At 60.6% G+C, this 19,306-nt stretch carries 17 protein-coding genes; 11 read left to right on the forward strand and 6 right to left on the reverse strand.

Going from position 1 to position 19,306, the window contains the following annotated elements; translation table 11 throughout:
- The 3 genes from V3W49_RS07185 to V3W49_RS07195 are packed head-to-tail and all read right to left on the reverse strand — an operon-like array spanning nt 1 to nt 2,857.
- The gene (locus tag V3W49_RS07185) at nt 1–744 is read right to left on the reverse strand and encodes a type 2 GTP cyclohydrolase I (protein ID WP_500144619.1); all 744 of its coding nucleotides are present in this window, start codon (nt 742–744) and stop codon (nt 1–3) included.
- Nucleotides 741–2,168 (reverse strand): deoxyribodipyrimidine photo-lyase, encoded by a 1,428-nt coding sequence (phrB, locus tag V3W49_RS07190; protein ID WP_500144620.1) that lies wholly within the window; start codon nt 2,166–2,168, stop codon nt 741–743. The genes V3W49_RS07185 and phrB overlap by 4 nt, the downstream gene beginning before the upstream one ends.
- Nucleotides 2,165–2,857 carry a YbgA family protein gene (locus tag V3W49_RS07195; RefSeq protein ID WP_500144621.1) on the reverse strand — a complete coding sequence of 231 codons (693 nt, stop codon included), beginning with the start codon at nt 2,855–2,857 and terminating at the stop codon, nt 2,165–2,167. Before V3W49_RS07195 ends, phrB begins: the two co-directional genes overlap by 4 nt.
- 167 nt (nt 2,858–3,024) lie before the next feature.
- Between V3W49_RS07195 and V3W49_RS07200 the strand changes: the two genes are divergently transcribed.
- The 4 genes from V3W49_RS07200 to V3W49_RS07215 are packed head-to-tail and all read left to right on the forward strand — an operon-like array spanning nt 3,025 to nt 7,590.
- Nucleotides 3,025–3,528 (forward strand): MarR family winged helix-turn-helix transcriptional regulator, encoded by a 504-nt coding sequence (locus tag V3W49_RS07200; RefSeq protein ID WP_500144622.1) that lies wholly within the window; start codon nt 3,025–3,027, stop codon nt 3,526–3,528.
- The gene (locus V3W49_RS07205; protein ID WP_500144623.1) at nt 3,512–4,888 is read left to right on the forward strand and encodes a c-type cytochrome; all 1,377 of its coding nucleotides are present in this window, start codon (nt 3,512–3,514) and stop codon (nt 4,886–4,888) included. The genes V3W49_RS07200 and V3W49_RS07205 overlap by 17 nt, the downstream gene beginning before the upstream one ends.
- 7 nt (nt 4,889–4,895) lie before the next feature.
- Entirely contained in the window at nt 4,896–5,348 is a 453-nt protein-coding gene (locus V3W49_RS07210; RefSeq protein WP_500144625.1) for a (2Fe-2S)-binding protein, read from the forward strand.
- A 1-nt stretch (nt 5,349) separates the two neighbouring features.
- Nucleotides 5,350–7,590 (forward strand): xanthine dehydrogenase family protein molybdopterin-binding subunit, encoded by a 2,241-nt coding sequence (locus V3W49_RS07215; RefSeq protein ID WP_500144626.1) that lies wholly within the window; start codon nt 5,350–5,352, stop codon nt 7,588–7,590.
- Nucleotides 7,591–7,667: 77 nt separating this feature from the next.
- Here the strand turns inward: V3W49_RS07215 and V3W49_RS07220 are convergent, their stop codons facing one another.
- On the reverse strand, nt 7,668–7,874 hold the full coding sequence (locus V3W49_RS07220) for a YbfA family protein (RefSeq protein ID WP_500144627.1): 207 nt from the start codon (nt 7,872–7,874) through the stop codon (nt 7,668–7,670).
- 304 nt (nt 7,875–8,178) lie between these two features.
- Here V3W49_RS07220 and kdpF point away from each other — a divergent pair, with 304 nt between their 5' ends.
- The 6 genes from kdpF to kdpE are packed head-to-tail and all read left to right on the forward strand — an operon-like array spanning nt 8,179 to nt 15,953.
- Nucleotides 8,179–8,268 (forward strand): K(+)-transporting ATPase subunit F, encoded by a 90-nt coding sequence (gene kdpF / locus V3W49_RS07225; RefSeq protein WP_500144629.1) that lies wholly within the window; start codon nt 8,179–8,181, stop codon nt 8,266–8,268.
- Nucleotides 8,268–9,953 carry a potassium-transporting ATPase subunit KdpA gene (kdpA, locus tag V3W49_RS07230; RefSeq protein ID WP_500144630.1) on the forward strand — a complete coding sequence of 562 codons (1,686 nt, stop codon included), beginning with the start codon at nt 8,268–8,270 and terminating at the stop codon, nt 9,951–9,953. Before kdpF ends, kdpA begins: the two co-directional genes overlap by 1 nt.
- A 14-nt stretch (nt 9,954–9,967) precedes the next feature.
- Nucleotides 9,968–12,010 carry a potassium-transporting ATPase subunit KdpB gene (gene kdpB, locus V3W49_RS07235; RefSeq protein ID WP_500144631.1) on the forward strand — a complete coding sequence of 681 codons (2,043 nt, stop codon included), beginning with the start codon at nt 9,968–9,970 and terminating at the stop codon, nt 12,008–12,010.
- A gap of 12 nt (nt 12,011–12,022) precedes the next feature.
- Nucleotides 12,023–12,589 carry a potassium-transporting ATPase subunit KdpC gene (gene kdpC, locus V3W49_RS07240; protein WP_500144632.1) on the forward strand — a complete coding sequence of 189 codons (567 nt, stop codon included), beginning with the start codon at nt 12,023–12,025 and terminating at the stop codon, nt 12,587–12,589.
- Nucleotides 12,589–15,282 (forward strand): two-component system sensor histidine kinase KdpD, encoded by a 2,694-nt coding sequence (kdpD, locus tag V3W49_RS07245; protein WP_500144633.1) that lies wholly within the window; start codon nt 12,589–12,591, stop codon nt 15,280–15,282. The genes kdpC and kdpD overlap by 1 nt, the downstream gene beginning before the upstream one ends.
- A complete protein-coding gene (gene kdpE, locus V3W49_RS07250) occupies nt 15,279–15,953 on the forward strand; it encodes a two-component system response regulator KdpE (RefSeq protein ID WP_500144635.1) in 675 nt (224 codons plus the stop codon). The genes kdpD and kdpE overlap by 4 nt, the downstream gene beginning before the upstream one ends.
- A 92-nt stretch (nt 15,954–16,045) precedes the next feature.
- Here the strand turns inward: kdpE and pgm are convergent, their stop codons facing one another.
- Both pgm and seqA read right to left on the reverse strand, forming a co-directional pair.
- Complete coding sequence (gene pgm, locus V3W49_RS07255) at nt 16,046–17,689, reverse strand: phosphoglucomutase (alpha-D-glucose-1,6-bisphosphate-dependent) (RefSeq protein ID WP_500144637.1); 1,644 nt, start codon at nt 17,687–17,689, stop codon at nt 16,046–16,048.
- 25 nt (nt 17,690–17,714) lie between these two features.
- Nucleotides 17,715–18,263, reverse strand: a complete 549-nt coding sequence (seqA, locus tag V3W49_RS07260) for a replication initiation negative regulator SeqA (RefSeq protein ID WP_500144638.1) — start codon at nt 18,261–18,263, stop codon at nt 17,715–17,717.
- A 181-nt stretch (nt 18,264–18,444) separates the two neighbouring features.
- Between seqA and ybfF the strand changes: the two genes are divergently transcribed.
- Nucleotides 18,445–19,212, forward strand: a complete 768-nt coding sequence (gene ybfF / locus V3W49_RS07265; protein WP_500144639.1) for an esterase — start codon at nt 18,445–18,447, stop codon at nt 19,210–19,212.
- Nucleotides 19,213–19,306 lie beyond the last annotated feature (94 nt).

Consider the following 19,306-nt stretch of genomic DNA (forward strand, 5'->3'; position numbering starts at 1 on the left):
TCAGGCAGGGTTAGGAATATCGACAAAGGTCACGTCGAGATCGGTATTGGCCGACAGCCACTCGCCCAGCGCCCGTACGCCGCCGCGTTCGGTGGCGTGATGGCCAGCCGCATAGAAATGCAGCCCCTGTTCGCGGGCGGAATGGATGGTCTGTTCGGAAACCTCGCCGGTAATAAACGCATCCACCCCAAATCGGGCCGCCGCATCGATAAATCCCTGACCGCCGCCAGTACACCAGGCGACGCGCTGAACGGTTTCCGGCCCGGTATCGCCGCACCACAGCGGTTTGCGGCCCAGACGGGCTTCCAGCCAGGAGGCCAGCTCCAGCCCTGGAACGGTCATATTCAGCTCACCCCATGGCAGCAACGGCGCTATCTCGCCTTTCACCTCAATGCCCAGCAGCGTCGCGAGCTGTACGTTGTTGCCCAGTTCAGGATGGGCATCCAGCGGCAGATGCCAGCCATAAAGGTTAATGTCGTTAGCCAGTAGGGTTTTCAGCCGGTTACGTTTCATACCGCGAATCACCGAATCTTCGTTCTTCCAGAAGTATCCGTGGTGCACGATCACCGCGTCCGCCTGCTGGCGCACCGCCTCATCCAGCAGCGCCTGGCTGGCGGTAACGCCGGTGATGACCTTTTTCACTTCGTCGCGCCCTTCAACCTGCAGGCCATTCGGCGCATAGTCGCTGAAGGCAGCGCTGTTCAGCTTCTCATTAATCAACGTTTCCAGTTCAAAATTTTTCATCGTGATGACTCCTTGTTGCGGGCTGCCTGATACGCAACGAGGGTCGCCTCGCGCGCCTGCTTATGATCGACCAGCGGTCGCGGATAATCCAGTACCATATCTTGCTTATCAGCCCATTCCCAGGGGGAATGCAACGCGCCTGCCGGCACTTCATGAAGCGCCGGCAGCCAGCGGCGAATAAAAGCGCCGTCGCCGTCAAACTTACGCCCCTGGGTCGTGGGATTAAAAATACGAAACCAGGGCTGAGCGTCACTCCCCGTGGATGCCGCCCACTGCCATCCACCATTATTAGAGGCCAGATCGCCATCGATCAACTGAGACATAAAATAGCGTTCTCCCTGGCGCCAGTCGATACGCAGATCCTTTGTCAGAAAGCTGGCCACAATCATCCGCAAACGGTTATGCATCCAGCCCGTAGCATTAAGCTGGCGCATAGCGGCATCCACTATCGGAAAACCGGTATTTCCTTCACACCAGGCCCGGAATCCCTTTGGATCCTCGCGCCAGTCGATATCCGCCGTCCAGGGGATAAGCGGCTGGTAACGGCATATTTCCGGATGAGCGACCATCACCTGGCGATAGAAATCGCGCCAGATCAGCTCCTTCAGCCAGGCGGCGCCCGCGCCCCCTGCCAGTGCGTCGGGATGGTTTTCAAGCAATTGCGCCAGACACTGGCGCGGCGACAGCGCCCCGACGGTCAGCCATGGTGAAAGCCGACTGGTGCCGGGCAGTGACGGAAAATCGCGCCGTGCGTCATAATCGGCGACACTCTGGCGGCAGAAAACCGCCAGACGCTCCTGTGCCGCTGCCTCGCCGACGGGAAAATCCGCCTGCGCCACGACCCGTTCAGGATAGCCAAAATCAGGGATGTCTGGCGCCTTCAGCGGCGCGCCGCGGGCCGATGGCGGAGCTACGCATTCGGGCAATGCCTGACTCAGGCGACGAATAACTGTCCTGCTAAAGGGGGTAAAGACCTGATACGGAGTGCCGCTCCCGGTAGTGACGCTGCCCGGCGCCAGTAATACGCCGTCATCAAACCCCTGACAGACCACCTTTCCATCCAGCGCTTTCTCCAGCGCCGCATCGCGTCGTCGTTCATTCAGTTCGTACTGATAGTGGTAAAACAGTTCCGTCACCCGATGCCGCTGGCAGAACTGCGCAATCCAGGCAACGCTGGCGGTAAAATCGGGCACTACGGCAACCTGAAGCGCAATACCAAGCTCCGCCAGCGAACGCCCCAACGCCGCGACATGCCGACGAATAAACCAGGCCTGGCGGGGCGCCATATCGTGACGCTGCCACTGCTCCGGCGTCGCAAGATAAATCGCGATGACCTGCACGCCATCATCCCGGCAGGCCGCTTTCAGCGCCGGATGATCGTGAATACGCAGATCGCAGCGAAACCAGACTACCCGTAACGTCATGGCCGCCCTGCGCTCAACTGCGCCAGCCCTGGCGGCAAAGGTAATAAATAGCGCTGTTGCGCCAGATAATCATCGGGAGAAAGCGTCAGATACTGACGAATAAGCGCCAGTGGTTCATCAAGCGATCGGCGCCCTTCCCGGTAGTCCAGGATCTGTTGCGTCAGCACCGCGCGCCGCGCCGCGTCCAGCTTTCCTCTGAAGTAGCCCTGCATATGCATCAACGCATTGGTGTGATTGGTCCGACTGGCGGGTCGGGCCAGTAGCGCCATCAGCCGCAGCCGATATTCGCTGAAGAATGTCTGCGGACAGTCCTGGTGGCTGAATCCAGCCACCAGCGGACCGATTTCGCGATACAGCGGCTGAGAATGGGCCAGCAATAACAGTTTGTAGCGGCGGTGAAACGCGGTCAGCGTGCCGCTCCGGAGTCCTGCCGCACGCAACTGATTGAGTTCGAATAGCGCCAGCAGACGACGGCAAAAGTGCTCACCTGGCGCCGCCCGGGTCGTCACAGGAAGCCAGGGAAACCGCCTCTGAAGCCTCACCACCGAGGCCGGGCTGGCACTGATAAAACCACACAGCGTCTCTACCTGTTGCTCAATCTGGTCGGCGCTCAGATAAATAAAACGCAGCCCATGCGCCCGAACGCTATAAGCCTGGTCATCCACGCCGATTAACATTGCCTCATCCATCCGAACTCCCCGCAGCGAATACCCGCTAAGTGTAAGTCAGTCAGCTACTGGCGCTAACTTTAACCTGTTTGTGCCATTACATTCACAAAGTCGCAACTTTTATCTTGCCTGACCGTCGTAAGTTTGTTTGCATGTGCAAACAAATTACTGACAGATGCGAGGCGACCATGGCAAAGCAGCAGGCAAGAGCCTTCCCCCTGGGCATTCATCTGGATGTCACTACCCGCCTTTGGCGTACTGCCATCGAGCGCGCGCTACCCTTTACCCACATTAACCGCCCTCACTGGCTGGCGCTCAGCGCCATCGAAGAGCTGGGCGACGGCTGTAACCTGAAGGCCATCGTTGGCCATCTGAACAGCGAAGTGTCCACTATTTCCCGGGCGCTGAAGTTTCTGGAACAGAACCAGCTCATCGTGCGCAGCAGCGACGGCAAAGATCGTCGGGAAAAAGGCGTATGCCTGACATCGGATGGTCGCACGGTGCTGGCTCAAATCGACAGCGAAGTCGAGCGGGTGCGTCAGCAGCTTCTGGCGGAGATCCCGGCTGAGGATCTGGCCACCTTCTACCGAGTGCTGAGCGCTATCAAAGGCAACGCGCTGACGCTTATCTACGGCCAGGCAGTACCAGAAGAGTTCCGTTCCCCGGAGACCAGCGATGAGAAACAAAGCTAATCTGCTGACCTGTCTGTTCCTGTTTATCGTCGCCCTTCCTGCCCAGGCCGGGCTTTCCCCGCAGGACAAGCGCGCGCTGGTACGTGGCGAATATCTGGCCAAAGCCGCCGACTGCGGCGGATGCCACCGGGGCAGCGAACCCGGCGCCACCCCTTATAGCGGCGGACTGGCGATAGCAACGCCGATGGGCGCCATCTTCTCGACCAATATCACACCAGCCATTCACCACGGCATTGGTGCATGGAGCGAAGCTGAATTCCGTCGGGCGCTCACCGAAGGCCGGCGCCGGGATGGCGCCCTGCTCTGGCCTGCCATGCCATACAGCGCCTATAGCGGGCTATCGGCAGAAGACCTTCATGCGTTGTGGATCTACTTCCGCTACGGCGTCGCCCCGGTGGAGCAATCAACGCCCGAAACGCGGCTCGCTTTCCCTTTTAGCTGGCGCGGCGTGATGTGGTTGTGGAACCAGCGTTACCTGAAAACGCCCGACCCCGTCGCTCCCCTTGTCACCCCGGCGCAAAAGCGCGGCTATTACCTGGTCGAAGTACTGGGTCACTGTTCCGCCTGCCATTCAGCGCGCGACCTGCTACAGGGCGAGGTCAGCGACCATCGCTTTTCCGGCGCCAGCATCGCAGGCTGGTACGCCCCCAATATTACCGCCGATCCGGTCAGCGGCATCGGCGCCTGGCGCGACGACGAACTGATGAATTATCTGCGCCACGGCCACGCGCCTGGGAAAGGGAGCGCCTCCGGAGGAATGGCCGAAGCCGTCAGCTACAGCCTGCGCTGGCTTAATGACGACGATCTGCAAGCGATGGTGAGCTACCTGCGTCTGATCCCGGCACGTCGCGACCCTCAGGATAAGCAGGCCGCATGGCGCTATTCCGGGAGCGATAAAGCGCCAGCCAACGCAGGCGACCGCGCCGGAGAAACGCTGTGGATGAGCGCCTGCGCCACCTGTCATCGCAGCGATGGCGCAGGCGCGATGGAGGGCCGTTTCCCGGCGCTGCGCCACAACGCCACCGTCGGCGCCAGCCGTCCTGATAATCTGGTCATGACCATTCTGGAAGGTACCCGACGCCAGAGCGGCCAGACAGAGCGCGTAATGCCTGCGTTCGGCCACAAGCTGAATGACCAGCAGATCGCCGATTTAACCCATTACGTCCAAATGCGTTTCGGTCAGGGGGAGCAGACGCGGCCGGTCAGCGCCGCCTTTGTCGCCCAACAGCGAGCGGGCGGAGAGAAACCGCTATTGCTGCGCGCGCTTCCCTGGATTGCCGCGGGCGGCATTGCACTGCTCGCTATTCTGCTCGGCGCCGTATGGCGGCGCAGAACGCGTCGGATTCAGGCTGATAAGTGAGGCCCGCATGAAATTTATTCTGAACGGAAAAGCCGTCCGCTTCGATGGCGAAGCGGATACGCCGCTGCTGTGGGTGATTCGGGAGCACTTCCAGCTCACCGGCAGCAAATTCGGCTGCGGTATCGGCGCCTGCGGCGCCTGCACGGTACACGTGGACGGCGAAGCGGTGCGTTCGTGCTGCTATCCGCTTCGCCTGGTGGAGGGCTGCCATGTCGTCACCATCGAAGGTCTGGGCGCAGCGCGTCGCCATCCGGTGCAGCAAGCCTGGATAGATGAGGACGTCCCCCAATGCGGCTACTGTCAGTCCGGCATGATTATGGCCGTTAGCGCCGCCCTGGCGCAGAAACCACGCCCAACCGAGCAGCAGATCATCCGCCAGATTAGCAATCTGTGTCGCTGCGCCACCTATCATCGCATCCGCGCAGCGCTGAAGCGCCTGACCCAGGAACCGGAGGTATAAGATGGCCCTTACCCGACGCGAACTGCTGAAATCCGGCGCCGCCGGTGCCCTGTCATTGCTGCTACCCATTGGCAACGGCGCCCGCGCCGCTGTGGTCTCTCAGGCCACCAGGCCGCCGGAGCTTAACGAAGTCAACGACTGGATCTGGATTGGCCCCGATAACCGGGTAATTATCGGCGTTTCACAGTGCGAAGTCGGCCAGGGTATCTATACCGGGCTTGCCAGCGTGGTCGCCGCCGAAATGGATGCCGACTGGGAACGGGTCAGCGTTCGTTTCGTCACCGGTCGTGACGCCTACCGTCAGTCTTCCGGCGGCGAACCATTCCCCCAGCAGTTTGTCGCCGCATCGACGTCAATGACCCAGTTCCATGAGCGCACCCGACTGGCGGGCGCTCAGGCCCGGGATCTGTTTATCCGCGCCGCCGCACGCCACTGGCAGGTCGGGGCCGACACGCTTCGCACTCACAAAGGTACGGTGGTGGACAGAATCCATAACAGAACCATCACATACGGACAGTTGATCCCTCGGATCCGGGAACTGGCACTCAATCCTCATCCCCGTTTGAAAAGCCGCGGCGAAGAGCACCAGACCGGCATGATCGGCCGTCCCCTTCCCCGGGTAGACACGCCGGAGAAAGTGGACGGTTCGGCGATATTCGGTATCGATATCACGCTTGAGGACATGCTAACGGCGGTTCCCTGGATGGGGCCTTCGCTTAACGGCAGGCTTGGCGCCCTGCGCAACGAAGCAGAAATTCGCGCTATGCCTGGCGTGGTGGATCTGGTTCGCAGCCGCCACTGGTCAACCATGAATATGGTGAAACGGGATGCGGATTTTTCCCCCAATACCGTGCTGGTGGTGGCAAAAAGCTTCTGGCAGGCGAAAAAAGCCGCCGACAGACTGGATGTGGAATGGATTTATGGTGAAAACGACAATTTTTCCAGCCAGACGCTGAATGAAGACAACCGACAGGCGCTGGCGCGTAATCAACCCATTATCGCCACCGACCGCGGCGATGCGCCTGGCGCTATTGCCGCCGCCAAAGAGAGCGAACGCTACCACGAGGCGCGCTACCAGACCGAATACGTCACCCATGCCACCCTGGAGCCCTGCAACGGCACCTGCCTGGTGGAGGCGAACCGTATTACGGTATGGGGGCCGTTCCAGGGGCAGGATCTGACGCGTATCGTACTGGCGAAGATGTTCGGCCTGAAGCCGGAAGATGTGACGCTGAATAATACCTATCTCGGCGGTAGTTACGGGCGCAAGTATCTGCCCGATGCCGTCATGCATGCGGCAACGGCGTCGCAGGCGACCGGCAAACCGGTAAAGGTTGTTTACCCACGGGACATCGATATCCGTCACGGTTACTATCGCCCCGGCGAGCTGGCCCACTATCAGGCCGTCCTGAAGCCAGACGGCTACCCCCAGGCGCTGCGCGCTCATTGCGTAGGACACGGCCTGTTCGCCCAGTTGCATCAGCACAGAGTGGAAGAGCTTGGCGGCTGGGATGAAACCATGGTGGAGTGCCTGTACAACACCCGCTACGCGATCCCCGAACTGCGGGTGGAAAACACCCTGGTGCCGCAACCCATTTCACTGAGCTTTTTGCGCGGCGTCGGTAGCGTCGCCAGTCTGTTTTGCCTGGAAAGCTTTATCAGTGAACTGAGCTATAAAGCAGGCATCGATGAATATCAGTATCGCTACCATCTGCTGCGCGATGCGCCGGAGATGCAGCGGGTGCTGGAAGCGACGGCGAATAAAGCCAACTGGTCGGCGCCGTTACCGGAAAACCACTATCGCGGTCTGGCGGTCAATATCTGGGTAGCGCGCGACGAAGCCTTCGTCAGCTATGTCGCGCTGGCGCTGGAAATCGCGGTTAATGGTAGCGACTACCAGGTCACACGAGCGATATGCGGTATCGACTGCGGTAAGGTCATCAATCCCAATCTGATTCGCTGCAATATTGAAGGGGGCATCGGCTTCGCGCTCACCGGCGCCTGGTACAGCCACCTTCACTTTGAACAGGGCGGCGTGGTCGAAAGCAATTTTGATGATTATGGCCTGCTGCAACTGCATGAAATGCCGGAGGTCGAGGTGGTGATTCTGGAAAGCGATCGCCCGCCTCAGGGGTGCGGGGAAATCGCTACCGCCGTTGTTGCGCCGGCGCTGGCCAGCGCATTGCACAAGGCAACGGGCCGCCCCTGGCGCGACCTGCCTTTGCCGCGACGATTAAGCTAATCACGGGAAACCGACCGGGGCGTTGAATCAGACAATAAAAAAACCGGCGTCTTCATCGCAGCGCCGGCTTTATCTACTCAATAAAAATCGTGAGCGGCCAGTTCCGCCTGCTCCATCCATACTGGCTTGTCGCTGGTCTTCGACCAGTAGCGATGCAGCCAGCTGTAAAAACGAGCGCGATCTTTCCACCACAGCATGAGCGGCAGCGCCAGCAGCCCGACCGCCACCGCCAGGGTGCGCCGCAGCAGGATTTTCCATACGGGATAACGTTTATACAGCACCATTTTCCCTCCTCAAATTAACGACCGGACGAAGCGCCCGTAAAGACAAAGTGGTAACTGGTGAAAATAATACCGCGCCGGATGAAAATTTACCACTCATCCGACCAGATAATCGCTGTTTTTATCAGTCTCAGCGCCAGAAACGGTAATTTAGTTACAAAACAGTTACATTAATACTAATCATTAGTAACTTTAAGGTTTTCCATTTTTATACTTTTTTTATACTCCCCGCCCCAATTTTTGCACCTTCTTTGCGGCGCAAAACCTACCCTCATGACACACCATAAAGAGCCACGGGAGGTGGAAAATGAGTCTGGGTGTTATTGCCGGCGTGGTGCTGGTCATATTCCTGCTGGGCTACCTGTTTTACGCCCTGATTAACGCGGAGGCATTCTGATGGCGGCCTCCGGAGTATTATTGATCGCCGGCTTTCTGGTAGTGCTGTTCGCTCTGGCGCGACCATTAGGCCTGGTGCTGGCCCGGATAATCGACGGGAAACCCCTGCCGGTACTGGGAACGCTGGAACGCCCCATCTGGCGGTTGCTGGGCGATAGCGGACAGGAGATGGACTGGCGCCATTACCTGCTCGCACTGCTACTGTTTAACGGACTCGGTCTGGGATTATTGCTCGCCATTTTGCTCGGCCAGGGCGCCCTGCCGCTGAATCCGCAGCATCTCCCCGGCCTGTCCTGGGATCTGGCGCTGAATACCGCCGTCAGCTTTGTCACCAATACCAACTGGCAGGCCTATGCGGGGGAAACCAGCCTGAGCGCCTTTAGCCAGATGGCGGGCCTGGCGGTGCAGAACTTTCTGTCCGCCGCCACCGGCATTGCAGTAGCTTTTGCGCTTATCCGTGGCCTGACCCGACGCAACGCCAGCGCGCTCGGCAATGCCTGGCGCGACCTGGTGCGCGTCACGCTATGGGTGCTGTTGCCCATCGCGCTGATCGTCGCGCTGGTCTTTATTCAACAGGGGGTTCCGCAGAACTTTTCCGCGCCGCAGCCTATTACTACGCTGGAAGGTCTGAAGCAGTTGCTGCCGATGGGCCCCGTCGCCTCACAGGAAGCCATTAAGATGCTGGGCACCAACGGCGGCGGTTTCTTTAATGCCAACTCGTCCCATCCGTTTGAAAACCCGACGGCGCTGACCAACGCCATCCAGATGCTGGCCATTTTCCTGATACCGGCCGCGCTCTGCTTCGCCTTTGGCGAGCAGTGTAACGATCGCCGCCAGGGGCGCACCCTGCTGTGGGCGATGACGCTTATCTTCATCCTGTGCGCCGCCCTGGTGATGTGGAGCGAAGTACGGGGCAACCCGCATCTGCTCACGCTGGGCGCCGACAGTAGCCTGAATATGGAAGGGAAAGAGAGCCGCTTCGGCGTTCTGGCCAGCAGCCTGTTCGCAACCGTTACCACCGCCGCCTCCTGCGGCGCGGTCAATGCCATGCACGACTCCTTTACCGCGCTGGGCGGCATGATCCCCATGTGGCTGATGCAGATTGGCGAAGTGGTATTCGGCGGCGTCGGTTCTGGCCTGTACGGCATGTTGCTGTTCGTGCTGCTGGCGGTATTTATCGCCGGACTGATGATCGGCCGTACACCGGAATATCTGGGCAAAAAAATCGACGTTCCGGAGATGAAAATGACCGCGCTGGCGATTCTGGTGACCCCGGCGCTGGTGCTGGTCGGCAGCGCTCTGGCCATGATGAGCGAGGCAGGCCGCAGCGCCATGATGAACCCCGGCCCTCACGGCTTTAGCGAAGTCCTCTACGCGCTGTCGTCGGCCTCAAACAACAATGGCAGCGCCTTCGCCGGTCTGAGCGCCAATAGCCCGTTCTGGAACCTGCTGCTGGCGTTCTGCATGCTGCTGGGCCGTTTTGCGGTTATCGCGCCGGTACTGGCGATTGCCGGCTCGCTGGCGCGCAAACCGGCACAGCCAGCATCACCGGGAACGCTCCCCACTCACGGCCCCCTGTTTACCGGCCTGCTTATCGGTACGGTTCTGCTGGTGGGGGCGCTGACCTTTATTCCCGCCCTCGCCCTTGGGCCGGTAGCTGAACATCTTGCTCTACTGCACGACTGACTGGAGAAACTGCGATGAGTCGTAAACAACTGGCGCTGCTGGAACCGGCGCTGACCCGCCAGGCCATCAAAGAGGCCCTGGTAAAACTGAATCCGTCCCGGCAGTGGCGCAACCCGGTCATGTTTGTGGTCTGGGTGGGCAGCCTACTGACTACCCTGCTGGCGGTAGCAATGGCAACTGGTCGCCTGCCCGGCGACGCGCTGTTTACCGGCGCTATCAGCCTGTGGCTGTGGTTTACCGTTCTGTTCGCAAACTTTGCGGAAGCGCTGGCGGAAGGTCGCAGCAAGGCCCAGGCCAGCGCCCTGCGTGGGGTAAAGAAAACCGCCTTCGCCAAACGGCTCCAGGCCCCCCGGCGCGATGCCGCCATCGATCGGGTGCCTTCCGCCGATCTGCGTAAAGGTGACGTGGTTCTGGTGGAAGCAGGCGATATCATCCCCTGCGACGGCGAAGCGATCGCCGGCGGCGCCTCGGTGGACGAAAGCGCAATAACCGGCGAATCGGCGCCGGTTATCCGCGAGTCCGGCGGCGATTTCGCCTCAGTCACCGGTGGTACCCGCATACTGTCTGACTGGCTGGTGATTCAGTGTAGCGTGAACCCCGGCGAAACCTTTCTCGATCGGATGATAGCCATGGTGGAAGGCGCCCAGCGCCGTAAAACCCCCAACGAAATCGCGCTCACCATCCTGCTGGTAGCCCTGACTATTATCTTCCTGCTGGCGACCGCCACCCTGTGGCCATTCTCGCTCTATGGCGGCACCGCGGTCAGCGTTACTGTGTTGGTGGCGCTGCTGGTGTGCCTGATCCCCACCACGATAGGCGGTCTGCTGTCGGCCATTGGGGTGGCAGGTATGAGCCGGATGCTGGGCGCCAACGTCATTGCCACCAGCGGCCGCGCGGTTGAGGCCGCCGGGGATGTCGATGTTCTGCTGCTGGATAAAACCGGCACCATCACCCTGGGCAATCGCCAGGCCAGCGAGTTTCTGCCCGCGCCGGGCGTGGAAGAACGGGTCCTGGCGGATGCCGCCCAGTTAGCCTCGCTGGCGGACGAAACGCCGGAAGGTCGCAGCATCGTGGTGCTGGCTAAACAGCGCTTCAACCTGCGCGAGCGCGACCTGCAAAGCCTGCAGGCCACCTTTGTGCCCTTTACCGCCAGTACCCGCATGAGCGGCATCAACCTGCACGATCGACTGATCCGTAAAGGATCGGTGGACGCCATTCGCCGCCATATCGAAGCCAACGGCGGCCAGTTCCCTGCTGCGGTGGACAGCCTGGTAGAACAGGTAGCGCGTCTGGGCAGCACGCCGCTGCTGGTCGCCGAAGGCAACCAGGTGCTGGGTGTGATCGCTCTGAAAGATATCGTCAAGGGCGGGATTAAAGAGCGCTTCGCCCGGCTGCGGCAGATGGGCATCAAAACCGTGATGATCACCGGCGATAACAGCCTGACCGCCGCCGCGATCGCCGCCGAGGCTGGCGTCGATGACTTCCTGGCCGAAGCCACGCCGGAAGCGAAACTGGCGCTGATTCGCCAGTATCAGGCCGAGGGCCGACTGGTGGCCATGACCGGCGATGGCACAAACGACGCCCCCGCGCTGGCCCAGGCCGATGTGGCCGTGGCGATGAATTCCGGTACCCAGGCGGCCAAAGAGGCCGGCAATATGGTGGATCTCGACTCCAACCCCACCAAACTTATTGAAGTGGTGCACATCGGTAAACAGATGCTGATGACCCGGGGCTCCCTGACCACCTTCAGTATCGCCAACGATGTCGCGAAATATTTCGCCATTATCCCGGCGGCCTTTACCGTCACTTACCCCCAGTTGAATGCCCTGAACGTCATGCAACTGCACTCCCCCGCTTCGGCTATCCTGAGCGCGGTTATCTTCAATGCCTTGATCATCATCTTCCTGATCCCGTTGGCGCTGAAGGGCGTGAGTTACCGACCGCTGAGCGCCGCGGCCATGCTGCGCCGCAATCTGTGGCTCTACGGGCTGGGCGGGCTGATCGCCCCCTTTATCGGCATCAAGCTTATCGACCTGTTGCTAACGCCGCTGTTTTAAGAGGATCTCCCTATGGCTATTCTACGCCCCGCTATACTGTCACTGCTGTTACTGGCGGCCATAACCGGCGGACTGTACCCGCTGGCGACTACGCTACTCGGCCAGTGGTGGTTTCCCGACCAGGCCCGAGGTTCGCTCATCACCCGGGATGGCGAAGTGCGCGGCTCGGCCCTAATCGGCCAGCCGTTTCATCAGGCCCGCTACTTTCAGGGGCGCCCCTCCGCCGCCGCTGGCGATCCCATGGCATCGGGGGGCAGCAACCTGGCGCCGGGAACCCCTGAACTCGATAAGCAATTCGCTACGCGCATTGCAGCGCTGCGCGCCGCCAATCCACAAGCCAGCCGCCAGGTGCCGGTGGAGCTGGTCACCGCATCCGCCAGCGGCCTGGACGGGCAGCTAAGCCCCGCCGCCGTCGCCTGGCAGATTCCGCGCGTCGCCAGGGAGCGCGGCCTGACGGAGGCGCAACTCGCCCGTCTGGTGGCGGCGAACACCGAAACGCCGCTTCCCGGCTTCCCCGGCCTGCCGGTCGTCAATATACTGAAACTCAATCTGGCGCTGGACGCACTCAGGAGTAAATAATGACAGAGGAACCCGGGCGCCCCGACCCCGACAGGCTGCTGCAGCAGGCCCGGCCCGGGCGTCGCGGCCGACTGAAAATCTTCTTTGGCGCCTGCGCCGGGGTGGGTAAGACCTGGGCCATGCTCCAGGCGGCCCGCCGCCTGCGCGACGAAGGGCTGGATATCCTGGTAGGGGTGGTGGAAACCCACGGCCGTAAGGAGACCGCCGCGCTGCTGGAAGGGCTTGCGGTTTTGCCTCCCAGGCGCATTCATCATCGCGATCGCACCCTGTGGGAGTTCGATCTCGACGCCGCGCTGGCCCGCGCCCCGGCGCTGATTTTGATGGATGAACTGGCCCACAGCAACGCCCCCGGCTCGCGACATCCCCGGCGCTGGCAGGATGTAGAAGAGCTGCTTGAAGCCGGAATCGACGTCTTTACCACCATCAACGTCCAGCATCTGGAAAGCCTGAATGACGTGGTCAGCGGCGTTACCAGCATTCGGGTACGTGAGACGGTGCCGGACCCTATTTTCGATAACGCCGATGAAGTGGTGCTGGTGGATCTGCCGCCGGACGATCTACGCCAGCGCCTGCGGGAAGGCAAAGTCTATATCGCCGATCAGGCCGAACGCGCCATTGAAAACTTCTTCCGCAAGGGAAACCTGATCGCCCTGCGCGAACTGGCGCTGCGCCGCACCGCCGACCGGGTGGATGAACAGATGCGCGCCTGGCGCGACCGCCAGGGCCAGGAAAAGGTATGGCACACCCGCGACGCCATTCTGCTGTGTATCGGCAGCGGCGACGGCAACGAAAAGCTGGTGCGCACCGCCGCGCGCCTGGCGGCGAAACTCGGCAGCGCCTGGCACGCGGTCTATGTTGAAACGCCCCGCCTGCACCGCCTGCCGGAACACCAGCGGCGCGCCATTCTGCGGGCGCTGCGTCTGGCTCAGGAACTGGGAGCGGAAACCGCCACCCTTTCCGATCCGCAAGAGGAAAAAGCGGTGGCGCGCTACGCCCGTCAGCATAATCTGGGTAAGATCCTGATTGGCCGCCGCAACGCCCACCGCCGCCCGACCTGGCTACGGGGCAGCTTTGCCGATCGTCTGGCGAGCCGCGCGCCGGATCTCGATCTGGTGGTGGTGGCGCTGGAGGAGTCCCCCCGCGCGGCGCTTCCCCGCTCACCGGATCCGCGCGGCTTTGCGGAAAAGTGGCGGGCGCAGCTCCGGGGCTGTCTGGTGGCCGTCGCCCTGTGCGCCATTATCACCCTGGTGGCCAGCCGCTGGCTGGCCGGTTTCGACGCCGCGAACCTGGTGATGCTCTATCTGCTGGGTGTGGTGGTGGTGGCCCTGTTTTACGGACGCTGGCCTTCAGTGCTGGCTACCTTCATTAACGTTCTGAGTTTCGATCTCTTTTTTATCGCCCCCCAGGGGACGCTGGCGGTTTCCGATGTTCAGTATCTGTTAACCTTCGCGGTGATGCTAAGCGTGGGCCTAGTCATCGGCAACCTGACCGCCGGCGTCCGCTATCAGGCGCGGGTAGCCCGCTATCGCGAACAGCGCACCCGCCACCTTTATGAAATCTCCAAAGCGCTGGCGATGACCCGCACCCAGGGAGAGATAGCCGCCACCAGCGCCCATTTTCTTGGCAGCAGTTTCGCCGCGCGCTGCCAGCTCCTCACCCCGGACGATCTGGGCCGACTCCAGGCGCGGCAAGACGGCGACGGCATTACCCACTGGGACGAAGCCATCGCCCGCTGGAGCTTTGAAAAGGGGCAACCAGCCGGCGCCGGTACCGACACGCTTCCCGGCGTCCCGTACCAGATTCTGCCGCTGCGGGCGGCAGGCATCAGCCTGGGCGTTTTGATCGTCGAGCCCGCCAGCCCGCGCCAGTTGATGATTCCGGAACAGCAGCGGCTGCTGGAAACCTTTACGCTACTGGTGACCAACGCCCTGGAACGCCTGGCGCTGAGCGCCAGAGAGGCCCAGGCGCGGCTGGCTTCCGAACGCGAACAGGTGCGGAATTCACTGCTGGCCGCGCTTTCCCACGATCTGCGCACGCCGCTGACGGTGCTGTTCGGCCAGGCGGAAATTCTGACGCTGGATCTGGCGGCCGAAGGATCAAAGCACGCCCCCCAGGCCAGCGAAATTCGCCAGCAGGTGTTGAGCACCACCCGACTGGTCAATAATCTGCTGGATATGGCGCGCATTCAGTCTGGCGGTTTTAATCTGAAGCGTGAATGGTTGACCCTGGAAGAGGTGGTGGGTAGCGCATTGCAGATGTCGCAACTGGCTATTGGCTGCCGACATATCGATGTCGAACTGGCAGACCCTCTCAGTTTGATCCACGTGGATGGCCCGCTATTCGAGCGGGTGCTGATCAATCTGCTGGAAAATGCGACCAAATACGCAGGCTCTGATGCGAGAATCGGTATTCACGCCACCCGTCATCCGGATTTCCTGGCACTGGAGATCCGGGACAACGGGCCCGGGATTCCCCACGGGCAGGAACAGGCGATTTTTGATAAATTTGCCAGAGGAACCAAAGAGTCGGCCATTCCTGGCGTGGGGCTGGGCCTGGCTATCTGCCAGGCGATTGTCAGCGTCCATGACGGTACCATTTATGCGGAAAACCGCCCGCAGGGGGGGGCCAGCTTTCATATACGACTACCGCAGCCCCCCGCGCCGACGCTGGATGAAATGAGTGAGGCACTGTGATTAATCTGCTGATTGTCGAAGATGAAAAAGCCATTCGCCGCTTTCTGCGTAGCGCGCTGGAAGACCAAGGGATTCGGGTTTATGAAGCGGAAACGCTACAGCGCGGTCTGATTGAGGCCGCCACCCGCAAGCCGGAGCTGGTGATTCTGGATCTCGGCCTGCCGGACGGCGACGGCGTCGATTTTATTCGTGAAGTTCGCCAGTGGAGCGCCATGCCCATTATCGTTTTGTCGGCGCGCAGTGACGAACAGGACAAGATCTCGGCGCTGGACGCCGGCGCCGACGACTATCTGTGTAAGCCCTTCGGCATAGGCGAGCTTCAGGCGCGCCTGCGGGTGGCGCTGCGCCGCTGCGGCGGCGAACAGTCCACTCCGGTCTGGCAGTTCGCCGATGTTCGCGTCGATCTCGCCGCCCGGCGCATCACCCGCTATGATGCGGAGATTCATCTGACCCCCATCGAATTCCGGCTGCTGGCGACGCTGCTGAACAACGAAGGCAAGGTGCTGACCCAGCGCCAGCTGCTTAATCAGGTCTGGGGCCCCAACGCCGTCGAGCACAGCCACTATCTGCGTATTTATATGGGGCACCTGCGCCAGAAACTGGAACAGGATCCGGCGCGCCCGCGCCACCTGCTGACCGAAACCGGTATCGGCTACCGGTTTATTCCCTGACGCCGTTCAGGCAGCTATTAACCCAGCGACAGACAAAAAAAATCCACCTGCCGGGCAGATGGATTTCGTGTTGCAAAGACAGGGCCGTGCGATTACTTCGCCTCTTTCAGCACCTGGCTGACAATCTCGACGGCTTCTTTTTCGATCTGCTGACGATGCTCCGCCCCAAGGAAGCTTTCGCAGTAAATCTTGTAGGCGTCTTCGGTGCCGGACGGACGGGCGGCGAACCAGCCGTTATCGGTCATGACCTTCAGGCCGCCGATAGAAGCGCCATTGCCCGGCGCCGCCGTCAGACGCGCGGTGATGGGATCGCCCGCCAGGGTACTGGCGCTGACCATTTCGGGCGACAGTTTCGACAGCGCCGCTTTCTGTGCCGAGGTGGCCGAAGCCTGAATACGGTTATAGCTCGGCGCACCGAAACGGGCCGCCAGCTCATCATAGTGCTGCTGCGGGTTTTTACCGGTGACGGCAGTAATTTCCGCCGCCAGCAGACACATGATGATGCCGTCTTTATCGGTGGACCACGGCGTGCCGTCAAAACGCAGGAACGATGCCCCGGCGCTCTCTTCGCCGCCAAAGCCGAAGCTGCCGTCGTGCAGACCGTCCACAAACCACTTAAAGCCAACCGGCACTTCCACCAGCTTACGGCCCAGCTCGTTGACAACCCGATCGATCATCGCCGAGGAGACCAGCGTTTTTCCTACCGCGACCTCTTTCCCCCACTGCGGGCGGTGGCGGAACAGGTAATCGATAGCCACAGCCAGATAATGGTTGGGATTCATCAGCCCCGCCGGCGTCACAATACCGTGACGGTCATAGTCGGGATCGTTGGCGAAGGCCAGATCGAATTTATCACGCAGGGCCAGCAGGCCCGCCATAGCGCACTCCGAGGAACAGTCCATACGGATAACGCCATCTTTATCAAGGTGCATAAAGCGGAACGTCTGATCCACCTGATCGTTAACGATAGTGAGATCCAACTGATAGTGTTCAGCGATGCGCTTCCAGTATTCGATACCGGAGCCGCCCAGCGGATCGACCCCCAGTTTCAGACCCGCTTTGCGAATGGCATCCATATCCACGATGGTCGCCAGGCCTTCGATAAATGGCTGAACCAGATCCTGCTCGCGTACCTGGCCGCTGGCCCAGGCCGCGTCCAGGGACTGGCGCTTCACAGATTTCAGCCCTTCGGCCAGAAGCTGATTGGCGCGATCCTCAATCACCTTAGTGACGTTGGTATCCGCCGGGCCGCCGTTAGGCGGGTTGTATTTGATGCCGCCATCTTCCGGCGGATTATGGGACGGCGTAATAACAATACCGTCCGCCTGGGCGCCCGCTTTCCTGTTATGTTCAAGAATAGCGTTGGATACCGCCGGCGTCGGCGTAAAGCCGTTATCCTGTGCAGCGACGACCTCAACGCCATTGGCGCTCAGCACTTCCAGAACCGAAATAAACGCCGGTTCGGAAAGCGCATGGGTATCTTTGCCCACATAACAGGGGCCGGTGATGCCGTTAGCGGCGCGATTTTCCGCTATCGCCTGGGCAATGGCCAGAATGTGCGGCTCGTTGAAACTGTGACGGGCGGCGCTGCCGCGGTGGCCGGAGGTGCCAAATTTAACCGCATGTTCAGGATTGCCCGTTTCCGGCTTCAGCACATAGTACTGCGCCGTCAACTGCGCGACATTAATCAGATCGCTCTGCTGTGCAGGTTGTCCTGCGCGTTCATGGTTAGCCATTGTCCTGATCCTTCTGACATCAGAGTTAGATGGTGCCGCAAACTTTCTCGGTAAGAGTTGCAGGGAACTGCATACTCTGCATGATGTGTTCGATCATGCTGCATTTGCGGCCTGTATTGGTATTGGTAATCACCCAGTACGGCGTGCCGGGAACCGCTTTCGGTTTGGTCTGGTTACCGCTCTTAAGCAGGGTGCGCTCATCGGTCGCGAAGTAAACGCGGGTGCGGCCGTGCAGGGATTCCGTCGCTTCAACAAAAGCCGCGGCATCCAGAGAGTAGAGCGTGGAGAGCACCAGCATAAAACGATTAACGGCCTTCTTCTGCTCGGCGTATTCATCAGAGAGCAGCAGTTCACGCACCGCACGCACTCGTTCGCGGGCGCCTTTCACCATCGGTTTCGGCTCCGAACTAACGTGGGCCACAGGCGCCTGGGGTTTTGCTGAAGAGCTCTGTGCAGGCAGGGCGGCGGAAACTTTCAACATGCGCCGCAAAATGTCGGACGCGCTTTCGCCAATGTGCAGGGTGTGGCTGGCAATATAGCGATACAGCTCGTCATCAACTTCAATCGTTTTCATCTTAATCCAGTGCAATATCTTTCTGAATACAAGTCGTTGGGATTATAGAGACAAATCTCAACAGCGGATAGCGTCAAGCCAGGATAGCGGCAAAAGTCGGAATTAACCGGAAATTGCCGCCGCACGGCAGAATGCCTTCCATGATACCCTAACCAGACGAACTCAAAAAAAGAACTTTGCTATGAAACTCAACACCCGCCTGCAAACTGCGCAATCTCCGGGCTCCGCGACGCCCATCGTTCTGATTCACGGCCTGTTCGGCAGCCTGGATAATCTGGGCGTGCTGGGTCGCTCTCTAATGGAGGAACGCACCGTACTGCAGCTCGATCTGCGTAACCACGGTCTCTCCCCTCGCAGCGAGATCATGACCTATCCGGCGATGGCTCAGGACGTTCTGGATACCCTGGACGACTGCCAGTTCGATAAAGTCACGCTTATCGGCCATTCCATGGGCGGCAAAGTGTCGATGGCGCTGAGCGCGCTGGCTCCTGAACGTATCGATCAACTGGTACTTCTCGATATTGCGCCGGTGGCCTATCCGGTACGCCGCCACGACGCCATCTTCGCCGCCGTACGCGCCGTCACCGCACAGGGCGCCACCAGCCGCCACGACGCCGCTGCGATAATGCGCGAGCATATAGAAGAAGAAGGCGTCATCCAGTTTCTACTGAAATCATTCGCGAACGGCGAATGGCGTTTTAATGTCCCGGTGCTCTGGGATCAGTACGACAATATCACCGGCTGGGAGCCCACACCTCCCTGGCCGCATCCTGCCCTGTTTATCCGCGGCGGCGATTCACCCTATATTCAGGCCGCATATCAGCCGGAGATCGCCGCCCAGTTCCCCCAGGCGCGCGCACACGTCATTGCCGGCGCCGGCCACTGGGTTCACGCCGAAAAGCCCCAGCCAGTGCTGCGGGCCATCCATCGCTTCCTTGCTTCTGATTAAAAACCCATCGTCCGGTCGCCAGATGCGCTCCGGGCGTTGGCGCCCCGCTGAGCACTGATGTATGATGGCGCGCTGTAAAAATCCGCTCCCGTAG

Source organism: Rosenbergiella sp. YN46 (assembly GCF_036620675.1).
Lineage (GTDB): Bacteria > Pseudomonadota > Gammaproteobacteria > Enterobacterales > Enterobacteriaceae > Jejubacter.